Annotated in this window: 18 protein-coding genes; 9 read left to right on the forward strand and 9 right to left on the reverse strand. The window is 36.7% G+C overall.

Features of this window, described 5'->3' with window-relative positions:
- Positions 1-81: 81 nt before the first annotated feature.
- Together uvrB and ODE14_RS13760 are read left to right on the forward strand one after the other, a co-directional pair.
- Positions 82-2073 (forward strand): excinuclease ABC subunit UvrB, encoded by a 1992-nt coding sequence (gene uvrB / locus ODE14_RS13755; RefSeq protein WP_263601834.1) that lies wholly within the window; start codon positions 82-84, stop codon positions 2071-2073.
- Positions 2074-2132: 59 nt separating this feature from the next.
- Positions 2133-2507 (forward strand): VOC family protein, encoded by a 375-nt coding sequence (locus ODE14_RS13760; RefSeq protein WP_263601835.1) that lies wholly within the window; start codon positions 2133-2135, stop codon positions 2505-2507.
- Between the two features lie 82 nt (positions 2508-2589).
- Here the strand turns inward: ODE14_RS13760 and ODE14_RS13765 are convergent, their stop codons facing one another.
- The 4 genes from ODE14_RS13765 to ODE14_RS13780 form a co-directional block, all read right to left on the reverse strand.
- Entirely contained in the window at positions 2590-2814 is a 225-nt protein-coding gene (locus tag ODE14_RS13765) for a DUF3820 family protein (RefSeq protein WP_248394976.1), read from the reverse strand.
- 13 nt (positions 2815-2827) lie between these two features.
- Positions 2828-3913, reverse strand: coding sequence for an AI-2E family transporter (locus tag ODE14_RS13770; RefSeq protein WP_248389476.1), 1086 nt, complete (start codon positions 3911-3913; stop codon positions 2828-2830).
- Positions 3913-4662 carry a beta-carotene 15,15'-monooxygenase gene (locus ODE14_RS13775; RefSeq protein ID WP_263601836.1) on the reverse strand — a complete coding sequence of 250 codons (750 nt, stop codon included), beginning with the start codon at positions 4660-4662 and terminating at the stop codon, positions 3913-3915. Before ODE14_RS13775 ends, ODE14_RS13770 begins: the two co-directional genes overlap by 1 nt.
- Before the next feature lie 75 nt (positions 4663-4737).
- Positions 4738-5460, reverse strand: a complete 723-nt coding sequence (locus ODE14_RS13780; RefSeq protein ID WP_248389472.1) for a hypothetical protein — start codon at positions 5458-5460, stop codon at positions 4738-4740.
- 46 nt (positions 5461-5506) lie between these two features.
- On the opposite strand from ODE14_RS13780, the gene ODE14_RS13785 reads away from it, so the two are divergent.
- Together ODE14_RS13785 and ODE14_RS13790 are read left to right on the forward strand one after the other, a co-directional pair.
- Positions 5507-6484, forward strand: a complete 978-nt coding sequence (locus tag ODE14_RS13785) for an aminodeoxychorismate synthase component I (RefSeq protein WP_263601837.1) — start codon at positions 5507-5509, stop codon at positions 6482-6484.
- Positions 6468-7094: an aminotransferase class IV gene (locus tag ODE14_RS13790; RefSeq protein WP_263601838.1), complete on the forward strand. Its 627-nt coding sequence runs from the start codon at positions 6468-6470 to the stop codon at positions 7092-7094. Before ODE14_RS13785 ends, ODE14_RS13790 begins: the two co-directional genes overlap by 17 nt.
- Here the strand turns inward: ODE14_RS13790 and menD are convergent.
- A complete protein-coding gene (menD, locus tag ODE14_RS13795) occupies positions 7091-8767 on the reverse strand; it encodes a 2-succinyl-5-enolpyruvyl-6-hydroxy-3-cyclohexene-1-carboxylic-acid synthase (protein WP_263601839.1) in 1677 nt (558 codons plus the stop codon). The genes ODE14_RS13790 and menD overlap by 4 nt on opposite strands.
- 84 nt (positions 8768-8851) lie before the next feature.
- Here menD and ODE14_RS13800 point away from each other — a divergent pair, with 84 nt between their 5' ends.
- Positions 8852-9802, forward strand: a complete 951-nt coding sequence (locus tag ODE14_RS13800) for an isopenicillin N synthase family dioxygenase (protein ID WP_263601840.1) — start codon at positions 8852-8854, stop codon at positions 9800-9802.
- Between the two features lie 152 nt (positions 9803-9954).
- Positions 9955-10113 (forward strand): bacteriocin-like protein, encoded by a 159-nt coding sequence (locus ODE14_RS13805; RefSeq protein ID WP_169231564.1) that lies wholly within the window; start codon positions 9955-9957, stop codon positions 10111-10113.
- Between the two features lie 59 nt (positions 10114-10172).
- Here the strand turns inward: ODE14_RS13805 and ODE14_RS13810 are convergent, their stop codons facing one another.
- Positions 10173-11219, reverse strand: a complete 1047-nt coding sequence (locus ODE14_RS13810; RefSeq protein WP_263601841.1) for a PA0069 family radical SAM protein — start codon at positions 11217-11219, stop codon at positions 10173-10175.
- A gap of 122 nt (positions 11220-11341) precedes the next feature.
- Positions 11342-11536, reverse strand: coding sequence for a hypothetical protein (locus ODE14_RS13815; protein WP_248389463.1), 195 nt, complete (start codon positions 11534-11536; stop codon positions 11342-11344).
- A gap of 153 nt (positions 11537-11689) precedes the next feature.
- On the opposite strand from ODE14_RS13815, the gene ODE14_RS13820 reads away from it, so the two are divergent.
- Positions 11690-12040, forward strand: coding sequence for a hypothetical protein (locus ODE14_RS13820; RefSeq protein ID WP_248389462.1), 351 nt, complete (start codon positions 11690-11692; stop codon positions 12038-12040).
- A gap of 16 nt (positions 12041-12056) precedes the next feature.
- On the opposite strand, the gene ODE14_RS13825 is transcribed toward ODE14_RS13820, so the two are convergent.
- Both ODE14_RS13825 and ODE14_RS13830 read right to left on the reverse strand, forming a co-directional pair.
- Positions 12057-14738, reverse strand: a complete 2682-nt coding sequence (locus ODE14_RS13825) for a hypothetical protein (protein ID WP_263601842.1) — start codon at positions 14736-14738, stop codon at positions 12057-12059.
- Between the two features lie 19 nt (positions 14739-14757).
- The gene (locus tag ODE14_RS13830; RefSeq protein ID WP_263601843.1) at positions 14758-15552 is read right to left on the reverse strand and encodes a DUF2797 domain-containing protein; all 795 of its coding nucleotides are present in this window, start codon (positions 15550-15552) and stop codon (positions 14758-14760) included.
- Positions 15553-15638: 86 nt separating this feature from the next.
- Here ODE14_RS13830 and ODE14_RS13835 point away from each other — a divergent pair, with 86 nt between their 5' ends.
- Together ODE14_RS13835 and ODE14_RS13840 are read left to right on the forward strand one after the other, a co-directional pair.
- Positions 15639-16661: a GDP-mannose 4,6-dehydratase gene (locus tag ODE14_RS13835; protein ID WP_263601844.1), complete on the forward strand. Its 1023-nt coding sequence runs from the start codon at positions 15639-15641 to the stop codon at positions 16659-16661.
- 141 nt (positions 16662-16802) lie between these two features.
- The gene (locus ODE14_RS13840) at positions 16803-17024 is read left to right on the forward strand and encodes a DUF2795 domain-containing protein (protein ID WP_002662059.1); all 222 of its coding nucleotides are present in this window, start codon (positions 16803-16805) and stop codon (positions 17022-17024) included.
- Positions 17025-17138 lie beyond the last annotated feature (114 nt).

Here is a 17138-nt window from a genome sequence, read left to right on the forward strand (position 1 = left end):
TAAAAACATTTTTCAGTGAGTGAATACTTTAAATGACAAATATATCTTTCGTATTTTTGTTAGATAAGATCACAATTATCTATGCAATTCAAACTTCAATCAGAATATAAACCTACCGGAGACCAGCCACAAGCTATTGAAAAACTTACCGAAGGTATTAAAATTGGTGAAAAATACCAGACCCTTTTAGGAGTTACCGGATCCGGGAAAACTTTTACGGTAGCGAACGTCGTTCAGAATGTTCAGAAACCAACGCTTGTCCTGGCCCATAATAAAACACTGGCGGCACAGCTTTTCATGGAATTTAAAGAATTTTTTCCTGAGAATGCCGTTGAATATTTCGTCAGCTACTACGACTATTATCAGCCGGAAGCTTACATAGCCACTACCGGAACTTATATTGAGAAAGACCTCAGCATCAATGAAGAAGTCGAAAAATTAAGGCTTTCTGCTACGGCAAGTCTGCTTTCGGGAAGAAGAGATGTTTTAATTGTAGCTTCGGTGTCATGTATTTACGGTATCGGTAATCCTACGGAATTTCATAAATCTCTTATTTCGATTGCTATCGGAGAGAAAGTAACACGCACGGCACTTCTTCATTCTTTAGTTAACGCTTTATATTCCAGGACACTGAATGAGTTTCAAAGAGGAACATTTCGTGTAAAAGGAGATGTTATTGACGTTTTCCCGGCGTATGCCGATAATGCGGTGAGAATTCAGTTTTTCGGAGATGAGATTGAAAAAATTCAAAGCTTCGACCCTGTTTCAGGAAATGTAACTTCCAGTTTTGAACAGATTCAGATTTATCCTGCCAATCTTTTCGTAACCTCAAAAGAAACATTGAATGGCGCCATCCGGAATATTCAGGATGATCTCGTAAAACAGGTTGATTTTTTTAATTCAGTAGAAAAACCTCTCGAAGCCAAAAGATTGCAGGAACGTACCGAACTGGATCTTGAAATGATTAAGGAATTAGGCTATTGCTCGGGAATTGAAAATTATTCGAGATATCTTGACGGAAGATTACCGGGAACAAGGCCTTTCTGCCTTCTCGACTATTTTCCAAAAGATTATCTGATGGTAATTGATGAAAGCCACGTTACGGTTCCCCAGGTACATGCGATGTACGGCGGAGACCGAAGCAGGAAAGAATCTCTGGTGGAGTATGGTTTCAGGCTTCCTGCCGCAATGGACAACCGACCTTTAAAGTTTGAAGAGTTTGAAGCGATTCAGAACCAGGTTATTTATGTTTCTGCCACGCCTGCAGACTATGAACTTGAAAAAACCGGCGGAGCATATATTGAGCAGATTATCCGTCCGACCGGTCTTTTGGATCCCATTATTGAAATAAGGCCTACAATTAATCAGATTGATGATTTAATGGAGGAAATCCAGAAAAGAGCTGATCTTGACGAAAGAGTTCTGGTAACGACCCTCACGAAGAAGATGGCCGAAGAATTAACTAAATATTTCACAAAATTCGGAATCAGAACAAGATACATCCACTCTGATGTTGAAACCCTTGAGCGTATTCAGATCATGCAGGACCTGAGAGTCGGGCTTTTTGACGTTCTTATTGGAGTTAATCTATTAAGAGAAGGGCTTGATTTACCGGAAGTTTCACTGGTTGCCATTCTAGACGCTGATAAAGAAGGAATGCTCAGAAGCCGCCGGTCTATGATCCAAACAGTAGGCCGTGCCGCAAGGAACCTTAATGGTAGAGCCATCATGTATGCCGATAAGATCACCAAATCCATGCAGGCCACCCTGGATGAAACCGAATATCGCAGAGCTAAGCAAATGGAATACAACCAACAACACGGAAAAGTACCTGTTGCTTTAAATAAAAAGATTTCTGAAAGCTTAGTGGGAAGAACGAAAGATTTCCCGGATGAAAAGTATACTCAAAAAGAGATCCTTCAGAAAGTTGCAGAGGCCAAAGCAAGCTATACCAATGAAGATATTGAAAAGGTAATCGTCCAAAAACAGAAAGAAATGGAATCTGCGGCGAAAAACCTGGATTTCATTAAAGCCGCAAAATTAAGAGATGAAATTGCTGCTTTGAAAGGATAAAAGTTTCAGCAGCACTTCGCCACGCCGAAACTTCAACAGAACTTAACTAACAATAACATATGAAAAAAGTAACAGGCATCGGCGGTATATTCTTCAAATGCAAAGATCCGAAGGCTTTGAAAGAATGGTACAAAACCCATCTGGGAATTGATGTGAATGAATATGGCGCAACTTTCGACTGGAAAGGCATGGCAGATTCAAATTCGAAAGGTTCGCTGACGTGGAGTCCTTCTCCTGAAACAACAACGTATTTCGAGCCCTCAACAAAAGAATTTATGATCAACTACACGGTTGATAATCTGGAGGATTTGGTTCAGGAACTGAAAAAAGAAAATATTGAAATTTTAGACGAAATGGCAGTGTATGAATTTGGAAAGTTCATTCACATTCTTGATCCTGAAGGCAATAAGATTGAGCTCTGGGAACCTATGTAATTCAAAAGCTTTAAAGTTTCGGCGGCACCAGAGGTGCCGCTGAAACTTTAAAGCTAATATAAATTTGTAAATCCTCTTAGATTTATTTCCTTAAAAGACCCGAACGAATTGGAGCTAACAAATCCATCAAGCCATTTACCTTTATTTCGTAGATGGTAGACAGCTGCATTCCTAATTTACCTTTAGGCATTCCTTGCCGTTGAAACCATTCAAGATAACTTACCGGTAAATCTGCCAGTATTGTTCCCTGATACTTTCCGAAAGGCATTTTCACCTCACAAATTTCTTTTAATATTTCGGGGTTTATTCCGTACTCCATTTTATACAATTAAATTAATTTTTTCCTCCAGCTCATCATCTTTATCCGGAAGCTTAAGATCAGGAGTATCATCATCCGAAAATTCATTTCTGTATACCTGAATCAGCAGCAATGTCAAAGATATAAGAATTGGACCGAAAACCAATCCCATGAAGCCGAAAAGATTCATCCCCATTATAATTCCGAAAACAGTATTTAATGGGTGAATATCTTCCAGTTTTTTTAAGAGCGTGAAACGTAAAACATTATCCGTTAATCCTACAATTACCATACAATACGCAGCCAGTCCGAGTCCGGTTCCTGTATCTCCTTCTGCAATCATGTAGATACAGATCGGTACATAGATGATTGCCGCACCTACTACAGGGATCATGGAGGCTGCAGCCGTTAAGGCGAACAGCAGTATGGGGCTTGGTGCACCAAAAATGAAATATCCTACCAGAGCAACAATTCCCTGCCCAAGCGCTACAACGGGGATTCCAATCGCATTCGCCATAATAAGCTTTCTCATTTTTTCGCCTATCAAAGATACATTCGATCTTTTCAGCGGTGCAGAAGATGACAGTATTCTTTCAAAAAATCTTGGTTTTTCAAGCATGAAATAAAGGATAAAATACATGGACATCACCACAGTTAATGTATTGAATGTGCCACTCAGTGCTTTTGTAGAAAATTGTCCGACATTGTTTTTAAGCTTATCCATATTTTCTTTACTCAAAATATCAAATCCTATTTTAGAATAGATGTAGGTATGAATTTTTTCAAGAAAAACATTAAACTTATCCATATAAGCCTGGGCATTCCCGAGCTTTTCAATCAATAGGTCACCAATAAAATAGACAGGAAGAATAAGAACAATAAGACTTGCAAACATTAAAGCCAGGGAAGAAGCCCAAGGTTTCCACTTTTTTTCTTCCTGAAGATAAAAATTATACTTTCTGCAAACCACATAAATGGTGATAGCGCCTAACACAGATGGAATGAAAAGTGCAAGATTAAAACAGATCAAGCCTGCCAAAATGAGAATTATAGCTAGCAGCGCGACCTGTTTTATTTTTATACTGCTTATTTGTTCTTCTTTATTCATTATTTGTTTAATAGTATTTGTCTTGGTTTTCCGAGGTAAGCACAATAGGCTGAATACATTACTGCAAGGATAAAAGGAGCCGTAACAATAATTCCGATGCAGCACAGGATTAATCCGGCAGCACTGATCAGAATCCCCAAAAGTGATGTACCTAAAAATGTACCATAATTGTCTTTTGCAATATTGTATGTTTTACTGAGTGCATCCATCGCCGTAGCATTTTCAAACAAGAGGATGGGATAACCCAAAAAGAAAAGAGGAAAAACAAAGAAAAAAGGAAGTCCGCATAGCGCTATGGAAATTCCTAAAATAATATTTGTAATTAAACTGTAAATAAGAATATTGCCAAGATTTTGCCTGTAGCCGATAAAAAGATCCGAGAAATCAATACCGATCTTGCTATTGTATTTATTAGCAATATAGATGAGACCTACATAAAGCGGAGACAATAAAATATTCAGGATACCTGAAAATGAATAATATAAAGGAGCTCCTGGCCCGCTCCAGTAATCATATTTATAAAAACTGCTGTCATCAAAATCATTGAAACTTCTGAAATCTCTGAACCCTCCCCAGGAATTATACCCTGTAACTGACTGTACAATAGTATCGGCAATTATGCATATAATCATCACTACAATCGCATAAAGAAAGATTCCTTTATACATCTCGAAAGCATGAGAAATAATAGAGCCTGCATTTCTTTCCGGAACCGAGCCCTGCTGATCAAATTCATTAAATTCTGACATGGTGTTTATGTTTTAATGTTGTTTCTACCAAATTTAATTTTTTTTGGCAGAAATTCATTAAAAAACTATGCGAAATTAATTTTTCTCTGAAAAGATAACTTTATAAAGCGAATAAATCATTGCATTCCAGAAAGGAAATGTAAATAATCCACCGATGAAAAATAACATGAATCCGATATATTTAAAGAGCACTGCTACGATGATACAAACGAATATCTCCACAAAAAACATCTTCAAAGCTTTAAAATTTAAAGAAATTGATTCCAGAATCGTGCGGTTCATGAAAAACATAATCGGAGCTACAAAAATCGTAATACAAACCCAGATTACAGGCAGAATGATGGTATTGAAGATCATTCCGTAGATCAGAAACCAAAACAGACCGTAAGAGATATATCTGAAAAAATTTGTTCCGTTGTAACCCGCCAGTAAATCTCCGATCTCAATTTTTTCTTTTAAATCGATCTTTCTGAAAATTTGAAAAAGTCCAAGATTTAAAGGATAAAGAAAAACCAGTGTTCCCAGAAATGCAAAGCTGAAATATCGTGAATTATCCGTTTTTCCAAGTTCCGCTGCTTTTGCAAGATAAGCATCCATTCCGTTTTTGTATGCTTCCAGAAGTTCCTGCTGCTGATCCAGTATTCCGAATTTTCCGGCAAAGAAAAACATAGAAGTAAAAAATATAGCAAAGTAAAGCACCGAAAACATCAGCTGAAAAACCAATGTTTTATTCCAATAGAAAAATGCCTGCTTCAGTATAAAATCAAGACCCGGTTTCTGTGGATATTTATTTTCCATTTAAAAATTTTGTGCAAAAGTAAACATCAATAATTACTTTTGCGGAATGTTTTCAGCGAATCATCAAAAATTTATGGAAATGGACGAACTTTCACTCAACAAAGTTCCCTATTTTTTCATTGTCGACTTCCCAGCCCGGAATGTTGAAATATTTAAAGAAAATGAAATTGAAAAATCTGGTTTGTTAATTGATTTCCAGAGCTTTTCAAACACAAAAAAACAACAGACCCTATCTAAAAATATACAATGGAAATCATTTCCCGAAACCCTGGAAAGTTTCAAAATTGGCTTTGATAAAGTACAGAAAAATATTCGCTTCGGAAATTCTTACCTTGTAAATTATACCCGGAAAACAAAAATTGAAACAAATTTAACTCTTGAAGAAATTTTTTATCATTCTTCTGCCAAATACAAAGTTTTTTATAAGGATTTTTTTGTATTTTTTTCTCCTGAAACTTTCATAAAGATTATTGACGGAAAAATATTCACTTATCCTATGAAAGGGACCATTGAGGCATCGGTGGAAAATGCTGCAGAAGTTTTAAGAAATGACATCAAGGAAAAAGCAGAACACTACACGGTTGTGGATCTTCTCCGGAATGATCTCAGTATGGTTGCTGATGATGTGAAGGTGGACAAATTCCAGTATATTGATTTCATTAAGACCAAGCAGAAAGATTTGTATGCCATGAGTTCTGAAATATCGGGAACCTTAAAACCTGAATTTTACGGAAAGCTGGGCAGCATCATGGAAAAGCTGCTTCCCGCCGGTTCTATTTTAGGCGCTCCAAAGCCGAAAACCCTGGAAATTATCCTCGATGCGGAAGGATATGACAGAGGATATTACACCGGAGTATGCGGCTGGTTCGATGGTACAAACATGGACAGCTGCGTGATGATCCGTTTTATTGAAAAGGAAGGCACTCAGATGTATTTTAAAAGTGGCGGCGGAATTACCCATATGAGCAGGCTTGAAGACGAGTATCAGGAAATGAAAAATAAAATTTATGTACCAATTCATTGAAAGTATAAAGGTTGAAGACCAGAAAATCTTCTTATTGGAATTACATCAGAAACGTGTAGACGCAACTTTCTCCCATTTCGGGAAAGAAGGAACCATTGATCTGGCTAAAATTTATAAGCATTTGGAACATGACGAGGATGGCCTTTTTAAATTTAGAATTGTATATGATCTGGATAAGAAAATACGAACCCAGATGATTCCATACGCCATCCCGGAAATTGAAAGCTTTCAGCTGGTGGAAAATAACAGTTTCGATTATTCTTTTAAGTTTGAAGACCGAAAGGAACTCGAAAGAATGAAGATGAAAGCCAAAGCTGAAGAAATCATCATCGTTAAGAACAATCATATTACCGATACCTCTTATTCAAACATTCTTTTTTTAAAGGGAAAAGACTGGTTTACACCCAATTCCTATCTCCTTAACGGTGTGCAGCGACAGCATCTTTTAAGAAAAAAAGAAATAAAAGAAACAGAAATCAGCCTTCAAAATATTAAAGAATTTTCTCATTTCCAGATTATTAACGCTCTGAATGATTTTGATGAAAATTTCATTTATCCTATCGACAGAATCATTAATTTACCCGGAAATGAAGAATATGAAGATCTTTAACTCTCCTTTAAGTAATTGAAATATGCTTTCTGTATATCTGCATTGTTTTTACCGTGCGTATTGATTTCCAATATTTTAGGCTGACTATCAGGTTTGAAGAAATTTTCAAGAACTCGGTCTAAGGTAATATCGTCATCCACTTTTGTATAAGAGAACCCGAAATGCTTTGCCAAAAATTCCGCATTTTTGTGGTGTTTGGTTGCAATAAACTCATCCAGTGTATTAGGATTTGCATTTCCCGGACCCGGAATAATTTTAAAAATATTTCCTTCACCATTATTAAAAATCATGATTCTTACAAATGGCGGAATATATTGATTCCAAAGTCCGTTGATATCGTAAAAGAAACTGAGATCACCGGTGATTAATAAGGTAGGGTTTGTATTTTTTATGGCAAATCCCATCGCGGTAGAGGTTGATCCGTCAATTCCACTTGTTCCTCTGTTACAGTAAATTTTCCTTTTCCCGTAATCGAAAAGCTGAGCATAGCGTATTGCAGAACTGTTGCTGAAGTGCACATTATAATTTTCAGGAATCATCTGCGAAGTTTTATGGAAAAAATAAAAATCTGAAAAGTCTACCGTACTCAGAAATTTTTCATGCTTTGCGTCTTTTTTGTCGCGCAGAACATCCCAGAGATTAAAATACGGGCTGGGTTCCAGGTTAATAAATTTCATCAGTCTGGTGAAAAAAACTTCAGGTTTCACTTCCACCTTTTCCGTAAGCGCAAAATACGTGTCCGGCTGCCATACTTCATCCAGATGCCAGTGCTGTTTTGGGTGTGCTTTCCTCAGAAACTGCTTTACTTTCTTAGAAACAACATTCTGCCCTACCGTAATCAGTAAATCAGGTGCATAGATTTTAAAATCTTCTTCGGTAAAATTAAAAACATACCGGTCGATATGCCTGAAAAATTTTTCATGATGAAGATTAGAATTTGCTTCACTTAAAACCACAACAGAATGATTTTTAACAAGCTGGGTAAGCTGATTTTCCAGCTCAGGACTGTAATCTCTTGTTCCTACCAGAATCATAATTCTTTGGGAAGTGTTCCATTCCGCCACTAAAGTAGAAGGAATTTCATATTCTTTCTGTCTGATTGTTTTCTCAACCGTAGGAAAGGTCGGAAGCTCTGAAACCAGCTCATACAGAGGCTCTTCCAGAGGAATATTGATATGAACCGGGCCCTGTTTTTCAATACACAGTTCAATAGCTTTCTTTATCGTGTCAAAATTGAGGTCTTCCGCGTTTTCTTTACTGTCTTCCAGCAATTGGAAATCCCCGTAAGAATGTTGATGAAAAAGATTATTCTGTCTGATCGTTTGTCCGTCAAAAATATCCACATAATCCATTGGTCTGTCGGCCGTTAAAACCAAAATCGGAATATTGGAATAAAAAGCTTCCGTGATGGCAGGATAATAATTAGCCGCCGCCGAACCACTTGTACAGGTTATGGCCACAGGTTTTTTCTCGCTCATTGCCATTCCAAGCCCGACAAAAGCAGCACTTCTTTCATCCACGATGCTGTAACAGTTGAAACTGTCTGTTTCGGAAAAATGGATCGCCAAAGGTGCGTTTCTGGATCCGGGGGAAATAATAATGTCTGAAATTCCGTACTGCTGAAGAAGATGCGCCAATATCTGAATACTTCTTTTGGAAGAATATTTTTTCATAGGACAAATTTAATTGATAAATAATTAACTGTAAAAAGATTTCATTTAAAATCTGTAATTTAGCCATTCGTTAAATTTCTAAAAATGGATAAAATACCTAGTGTAGACCTGCGTGATTTCCTTTCGGGTGACCCGGAACGCAAACAGAAATTTGTAAATGAAATCGGAAAAGCTTATGAAGAAATTGGTTTTGTTGCTTTAAAAGGCCATTTTCTTGATGACAAATTGGTAGATGAGTTGTATGGAGAAGTGAAAAACTTTTTTGACCTGCCCACGGAAACGAAACAAAAGTATGAAATTCCGGGAATCGGTGGACAAAGAGGCTATGTAGGATTCGGTAAAGAAACTGCAAAAGGCTTTAAAAAGGGAGACCTGAAAGAGTTCTGGCATTTTGGGCAGTACGTAGCTGAAGATTCCAAATATAAGGATGAATATCCGGATAATGTAATCGTTGAAGAACTTCCAAAATTCAACGAAGTGGGTAAGGATGCTTATCAGATGCTGGAAAAGACGGGACAGTATGTACTTAGAGCTTTAGCTCTTTATCTTGGTCTTGATGAATTCTATTTTGATGATAAAATTGCTGAAGGAAACTCTATTTTAAGGCCAATCCACTACCCTCCGATCACACAGGAGCCGGACGATGCAGTGAGAGCTGCCGCACACGGAGATATCAACCTCATTACATTATTGATGGGATCTCAGGGAAAAGGGCTGCAGGTTCAGAATCATAAGGGAGAATGGATTGATGCCATCGCAGAACCGGATGAACTGATGATTAATGTAGGAGATATGTTGTCCAGACATACCAATAATAAGCTGAAGTCTACCATTCACAGGGTCGTAAATCCGCCGAGAGAATTGTGGGGAACTTCAAGATATTCAATTCCTTTCTTTATGCACCCGGTAAGTTCGATGTCATTAAATGCACTGGAAAACTGTATTGATGAAAATCATCCGAAACTGTATGAAGATACAACAGCAGGAGAATTTCTTCATGAACGCTTGATCGAATTGGGATTGATTAAAAAATAATTAAGAACCGGGCAATGTGTCCGGTTTTTTTTATTCTAAAATTTTAAAATAAAACAAATTTATATTAACATAAAAATAATATACCACAATTGTTTGACTTATTCATTTTTTATTTATCTTTACAGAAGTATCAAATTTTTAACGAAAACAATATGAAAAATTTAAAAAAACTAAGCAAAGGCCAATTAAAAAGTATTACAGGAGCTGGAATTAAACTTCCTGAGCCGGAATTTTGTATGTATGCATGTGGTAATGTGATTATCTGCGCAACATGCAGTAAAGATTTCAAATGTCCTGATGATACGATGTAATTCAATCAGAAACATTTTTTCATAAAAGAAGCCGTTCCTTTTGGGAGCGGTTTTTTTATTTAATCAAATAGTTTTAACTGCTGATCCTTCGAGCCGGTAAAATTTTTTGTAGTGAGTTTCGGAAATTCCTTGCCGTCAAAAAATTTCTTTCTTCCGATTTTAAAAGTATTGTGAATCATTTCCGCAATGTTCCCTTCACCTTTCTGGCGGTCAAAAAACTTTTTTTCACCAAGCTTTCCACCACGCATCGAACGGATTAAATTTAAAACTTTTTGTGCACGGTCCGGAAAAGCATTTTCGATCCAGTTTACAAAAACAGGCTCTACTGTATCATTCAGCCTTACCAAAGTATAACCAAAACTTTGTGCTCCCGCCTCTGAGATTGCTTTTAAAATAGAAAGAGGCTCATCACTGTTCAGTCCGGGAATAATTGGGGCCACCATGACATTAACCGGAATTTTATTTTCCGAAAGGATTTCTACAGCTTTTAGTTTATTTTTTGCAGAGCTTGTCCGTGGTTCCATCTTTCTTCGCAGCTCTTCATTAATGGTTGGAATACTTAAGGAAACACTGATAATATTCTGTTCTGCCATCGGTATTAACAGATCAAGATCCCGAAGAACCAAAGCATTTTTTGTAAGGATATTTACCGGATGTCTGTAATCAAGGCAAACCTGAAGAATTCTCCTTGTAATCTCGAACTGCCTTTCTGCGGGCTGATAGCAATCCGTATTCCCGGAAAGTAAAATAGGCTCCGGTTTATACCCTCTTTTCTGAAAGAATTTTTCCAGTAGTTCAGGAGCATTTTTCTTTACCATAATTTTTCTTTCAAAATCGATTCCCGCACTATAGCCCCAATATTCATGTGTAGGCCTTGCAAAACAGTAGGAACAGCCGTGCTCACAACCCTGGTAAGGATTCATGGAATATTCCATCGGGAGATCTTCGCTTTTCACCTGATTTACAATAGTTTTCGGAAATACTTCGGTAAAAGATGTTTTCTGGGCTTCATAGTCTTCATCTTCCGGCTCATAGGTATATCGGTCGAAACGGTTGATTATGTTTCGCTGAGCTCCCTGTCCTTTTATGATATTTTCATTCTGCATGATTTTGTAAAATTAGAATGGAAATCCTGGAAAATAATAAGTTTTAACATGAAAGTTTTCCACAAAAAAAACCGGCAGCCTAACGGTACCGGATTACAAAAAATTGGATATATCGTGTTTTATTATTTTAAAGCATAAAATTCAATACCGTGATAATCTTCTTCGACATTTCTATTATCAAAATGTCTGTGATAATCAGAATAGGAATCACTGTATCTTTTATCTTTTCTATGTAATATTTTTTTAATTCCGATGATACTTAATACTGCCAGAAGACCAACACCTCCCGCCAGTAAAACGCCAACTTCCTTTTTCATATTTCGTTTGATTTATTACGGTGATTACTGCAAAAAGTATACCCAATATAAATTGCCAAATATAAATTTTTGTTAATACGATTTATCATTTTTATAAAATACCATAATAAGATGATTGGTTTAATTATTGCATCTTAAAAGAAAAATATTATTATGGAAGGCACAGGAAATATTGACAAAATGACCACACTAAGTCAGGTTATGACAAGACTCACTCAAAGAGGCATCCACAGAGAATTCAGAATGAATGAAGAATGTGAAATGAAACTGGAAAACTCTGAGAAAGTATATCAGCCCAATGAACTTACTATCATAAAAACTTATCGTTTCGAAGGCCCAAGCAGTCCTGATGACAACGCCGTTTTGTATTTGGTAAAAGATACTGAAGGGAATATCGGAATGATTATCGATTCTTATGGTGCAGGAAGTAATTATCCAAAAGAATTTGATAATTTCCTTCGTGAAGTTCCTATTCTGGAAAGCGACGAATTTGATTTTGATTAATATAAAAAGTCCGAAACTATTCAGTTTCGGATTTTTCTTTTTTCCGGAAGACTCCTTTTAGAAATCCTTTCTTTTCTTTATCATTTTCTTTTACCTTCTCTGTTTCGGGATTCTTCTTAATAGCTTGTCCAACTTCCTTGGCAGACGCTTTCATCTCTTTTACATCTTGTTTTACATTCTTTACAGCAGCCGCCGTTTTATCAACCGTTTTCTTGGCTTTATCAATATTGATTCCTATTAATGTTTTCTTTAATCCCTGCTCAATACCTTTCCAGAAGAGATTGAAAAACGACTTTGTAGGATCTCTTTCCACATCTTCCACATCCACGTCTTCCGGAAGCTTCCCGGAATCAGATTTCACCAGCAGGTTGGCAACCGCCGTAAGAAAACCTTTTTTATCCTTATTTTCTTTATCCAGAATGGTTACTTTAAGATCTTTATGTTTAAGATTAAATTTTCCGTCCAGCCCTTTTGGATTTCCTCTGAAATTAAAAAGCATTTCCTGAATAGTCCCGGTAGCCGTTACATGAAGATAAGGTCGGATAAACGGATTAATTCCCGTAGCCGGAAGATTGGTTGTTCGTCCCGAAATAGCAAAACGGTCACCCTGGTCTGCAACATCAAAATTCCAGTTTACCGAAAGCGGTGCAAGATTCATAAAAGAACAGTTGATTTTAATATCAACCCGCGTTGGATTTCCTTTGATTTTGGCAGAATTTAAATTTTTAACATTCATATTAAAATTACTGAAGGTCAGTTTCCCGGGGCCGGCACTTTCCGGCGTATCTTCCTCATAGACCAATTTTGAATCTTTAAGGTTAAGATCATTGACAACCATCGGGATTTTAATAGATCTCAACATTCTTGAATACAAAGGTTTTTCTTTCGGATCATCTTCCGGAATTTTACTCCTGAAAATATTGGCATCTGCATTACGGATTGTAACGTTTGAAGCGCGGATTAATTTCTGATCAGAAAATAAATCCCAGGTTCCGTTTGCTGCAATCTGGTTTGCCGTGATATCATACAAATCACTTTCCACAGGAATCATTCTGATAAACTGCGCTCTCGAAACCAAAGGCTTCATTGCAAATGCCGTTACGTTTATCGTATTCTGGTCCAGCTTTAAAAACCCTGCCGTCATATTGTAGAATTTCGTCTTATACCCGAAGTTTTTAGTTGAAACAGCATATTTACTTATTTTTGCTTCAATTCCTGAATTATCCTTTTTATTAATGAGCTGAATATCATTTACGGTTGCATTAAGATCCTGAAAACTGAGCGGCTGGTTATTTTTAGAGTAAATAATATCCGAATTCTGCAGTACAACTTTCCTGATTATTATAGGAAATTGGATCCCGTTAAAATTCTGCTTTTTGCGATTAACCGTTTTACCCGTTCCGGCAGTAATTTTTCCTTTGACACGGCTCATGAGAACCTCATTGACATCAAGATTCATCTTTTTATCAGTAAAATCCCATTTATTAATAGTAAACCGGATATAATCTGTTAAGAGATTCATTGAGGTTTTTTCAGGAGCACTCCCATTAGGAACGACAGAAACATTCCTTAATTCTCCTTTTTTAGGATTCAGGCTGATGATTCCGATTGTAAAGTCCTGGTGATTGGAAAATAAGACATCTCTGCCTGAAATCTGAAAGTTTTTATATCCTACAGGAATGAGCGCTTCTCTGGTTTCTTTATCAAATCTCAGCTGGTTGACATCAACGTTAAGGTTTTTAGCATATAAAAGCTTATTACCATCAGGCTTCATGACCTGAATGGTTGCATTGCTCATTTTTATATTTTCCAGATCTAGCTCAAGGTCTGAAGGTTTCTTTACCCTTACAGGAACAACATCCGTAGTGTACATCAAGAGATTGGGTTCGTAAAAACTTGCATTGGAAAGAGACAACTTATTCTTTTTCAAAACAAGATCTTTGAATTCCATTTTTTTAATGGCAAACTGGAAAAGCTTATTTTTTTTCGGGTAATATTTTTTAAACTGTTCAAAATCCAATACCGGAACCAACTGAAAGTTGTCGACCGTCATTTGCCCGTCTGATGTCCTGATGGCATCTATCTTAAGAGCATATACATCATCGGGACGAACAAAAAAGTTTTTTCCTTTAATATCGTAGGCGTCAAAAACAACAGGAAGCTTATCTTCCACCGATTCTTCAGTTAACTGAAGATTTTCCACATACAGATCAAGATCCTGAACCGAAAGAAATTTTTGTTTAGTATGCCTGAAAACACTGACATCCCCATCGTTGATCCTGATATTTTCAAATTTTACAGGATTTCTCTTTTTCCCGGTTTTATCATCTACCGGCTTGGCGAGAATTACGTTGAGATTTGGTTTGGAAAGTAAAAGATCCGATGAGCTGATCTGCTTATTAAATACTGCATCATAAATCCCGAACCGGCTTATTTTGAGTGTGTCTATTGTTCCCTGAAGACCAATTACATTATTATTTTGGGGATTTTTATTATTAACTGATATTTTTGTTGCAAGAATATTTCCTGACAGCAGATCTACTTCCAGACTTTTATAGGAAACCTTATAATCGGTATTGTTTTTAATGTAATCGGGAAGGCGGGTCTTAAGCCAGATGTTAAGTCCGAAGTTCGCCAATAAAATGATCACCAACAAAACTCCCAGACCAACCAATAGCTTTTTTACCCACTTTTTCATGTTTACATATTTTACTTATTTAAATGACGTTGAGCTCTATAAAATACCCTTCATGCCCTCTTACATTAATGAACTCTCCTCCATCAAAACCCAGATACTGCCCTTTTATGCCTGTAAGCTTCCCGGTAAACTCCGGTCTTTTATCAAGCGTAAAAGATGTTACTTTTTCTGGCTTTTCGAAAGGATAATCAAATCTCCAGAGCGTTTCGCCTTCACTGTAAAATTTCTGGAAGTCATCAGGAAAATATTCTTTTATTTTCTGCTGGAAATCCGCCAGATCAATTTCATCTTCCAGGTCATCCTGGAGCATTTTCTTCCAGCTGGTTTTATCAGGAACATGCTGTTTGAGAGCCACTTCAATCATCCCTGCTTCATACCGGTTTTCGGTTCTCGCAATAGGCAGAGCAAAAGTCGCGCCCTGATCAATCCATCTTGTAGGAATCTGCGTATTTCTCGTCACCCCCACTTTTACTTCTCCTGTGTAAGCCAGATACACCGTGTGAGGCTGAAGCTGAATTCCTTTTTCTATCTCCAAATCCCGTTCCGCAATTCCGAGATGTGCAGTGGAAAGTTCGGGACGGATGATGGTGTCGCTTGCATAAGGACTTTCAAAAAAACAGTTTTTGCAGAAACCCATTCGGTAAATCGGTTTGTTTTCCTGACAGTTCACACATTGAAAACCAATATGCTTTATCGTTAATTCTTTTCCGAAAAGTTCATTCATATGAATAAGATCGCCGGAAAGATTAAGATAATATTGAATCGGTTCTTCGTTGAAGCTTGTCATTTTTAAAATTTGTCCCTGAAACTGCATATTGTGTATATTACTTTATAAAGTAAAAGTAATGATTATATTTTCAAAAAATAAATTTATATTTTTGCTTCAATAAAAAGTCACAAATGGTCTATCTTATAACGGGCGGAAGCGGATTCATTGGTTCTCACCTTGTAGAACAATTATTAAAAAAGGGACATTCTGTCATAAACATTGACAATTTTGATGATTTCTACAATTATCAGATAAAAATTAAGAATACTTTAGATTCAATACAGAATTTTTCGGATTTTGAATTTGTGGAAAAGCAGGAAGATATTACCAAACTGATTTCCATTGCCAAATCAGACTGCTATACTTTATATTATCAGGACATCCGTGATAAAGAAGGACTTGAAAAAATCTTCCGCGAGCATACTATTGATATGGTGATCCATCTGGCAGCTTTGGCAGGAGTAAGACCTTCCATCGAAAGGCCTTTAGAGTATGAAGAAGTAAATATCCGCGGAACCATGAACCTTTGGGAACTGTGTAAAGAATTTAACATTAAGAAAGTTATTGCAGCCTCTTCATCAAGCGTTTATGGGAACAATGAAAAAATTCCTTTTTCCGAAAGCGACAATGTAGATAATCCTATTTCACCTTACGCAGCAACTAAAAAATGTGGTGAAATTTTAGGCCATGTATATCATGATCTCTATAAAATCGATATGATACAGCTGCGATTTTTTACGGTGTATGGCCCCAGACAAAGGCCCGATCTTGCCATTCATAAATTCACAAAACTAATTTTAGAAGATCAGGAAGTCCCTTTCTACGGCGACGGTACCACCGCAAGAGATTATACTTTTATCGATGATATCATCGATGGAATATTAAAATCAATTAAATATCTTGAAAGACATTCCGGCATTTATGAGATTCTCAATCTTGGAGAGAGTGAAGTGATAACGCTTAATGAAATGCTGTCAACTATAGAAGCTGCTTTAGGAAAATCTGCCATCCGGAAAAATCTGCCAATGCAGCCCGGAGATGTCCTGAAAACCAATGCAGATATTACAAAAGCTATGACATTAATTGGCTATAAACCTGACACAAACTTCCAAAATGGCATAAAAATTTTTGTGGAATGGTTTTTGAGAAAATGACAGCAAACATGCTGGCATCACACCTGAACAAAGGTGTATGATGCAGAATGAACAAAAATTAATAAAAAGAATTGAAAATCAGGTGTAAAAAAGCATATAATATAAGCTATTTTTATACTTTTGCAAAAAAATTAGAAAATTATGTACTGGACATTAGAATTAGCTTCATATTTAAGTGACGCACCTTGGCCAATGACAAAAGCAGAACTTATTGATTATGCAATCAGAACTGGTGCACCGATGGAAGTAGTGGAAAACCTTCAGGCGATTGAAGATGAAGGAGAGATTTACGAATCAATTGAAGAAGTTTGGAGTGATTATCCTACCGATGAAGACTTCCTTTGGAACGAAGACGAATATTAAATTAAAAGCAATCAGGCTTTAGGCGTCGCTTAGAGCTTTTTTGCCCTTTTTTACATATCAATTTTACACGAAAAGCGTGTTATTAAAAACGCTTAAAGCATACGCTTTAGGCAT

The sequence above is a fragment of the Chryseobacterium sp. PET-29 genome (genome assembly GCF_025736815.1).
In the GTDB taxonomy this organism is placed as follows: domain Bacteria; phylum Bacteroidota; class Bacteroidia; order Flavobacteriales; family Weeksellaceae; genus Chryseobacterium; species Chryseobacterium nepalense.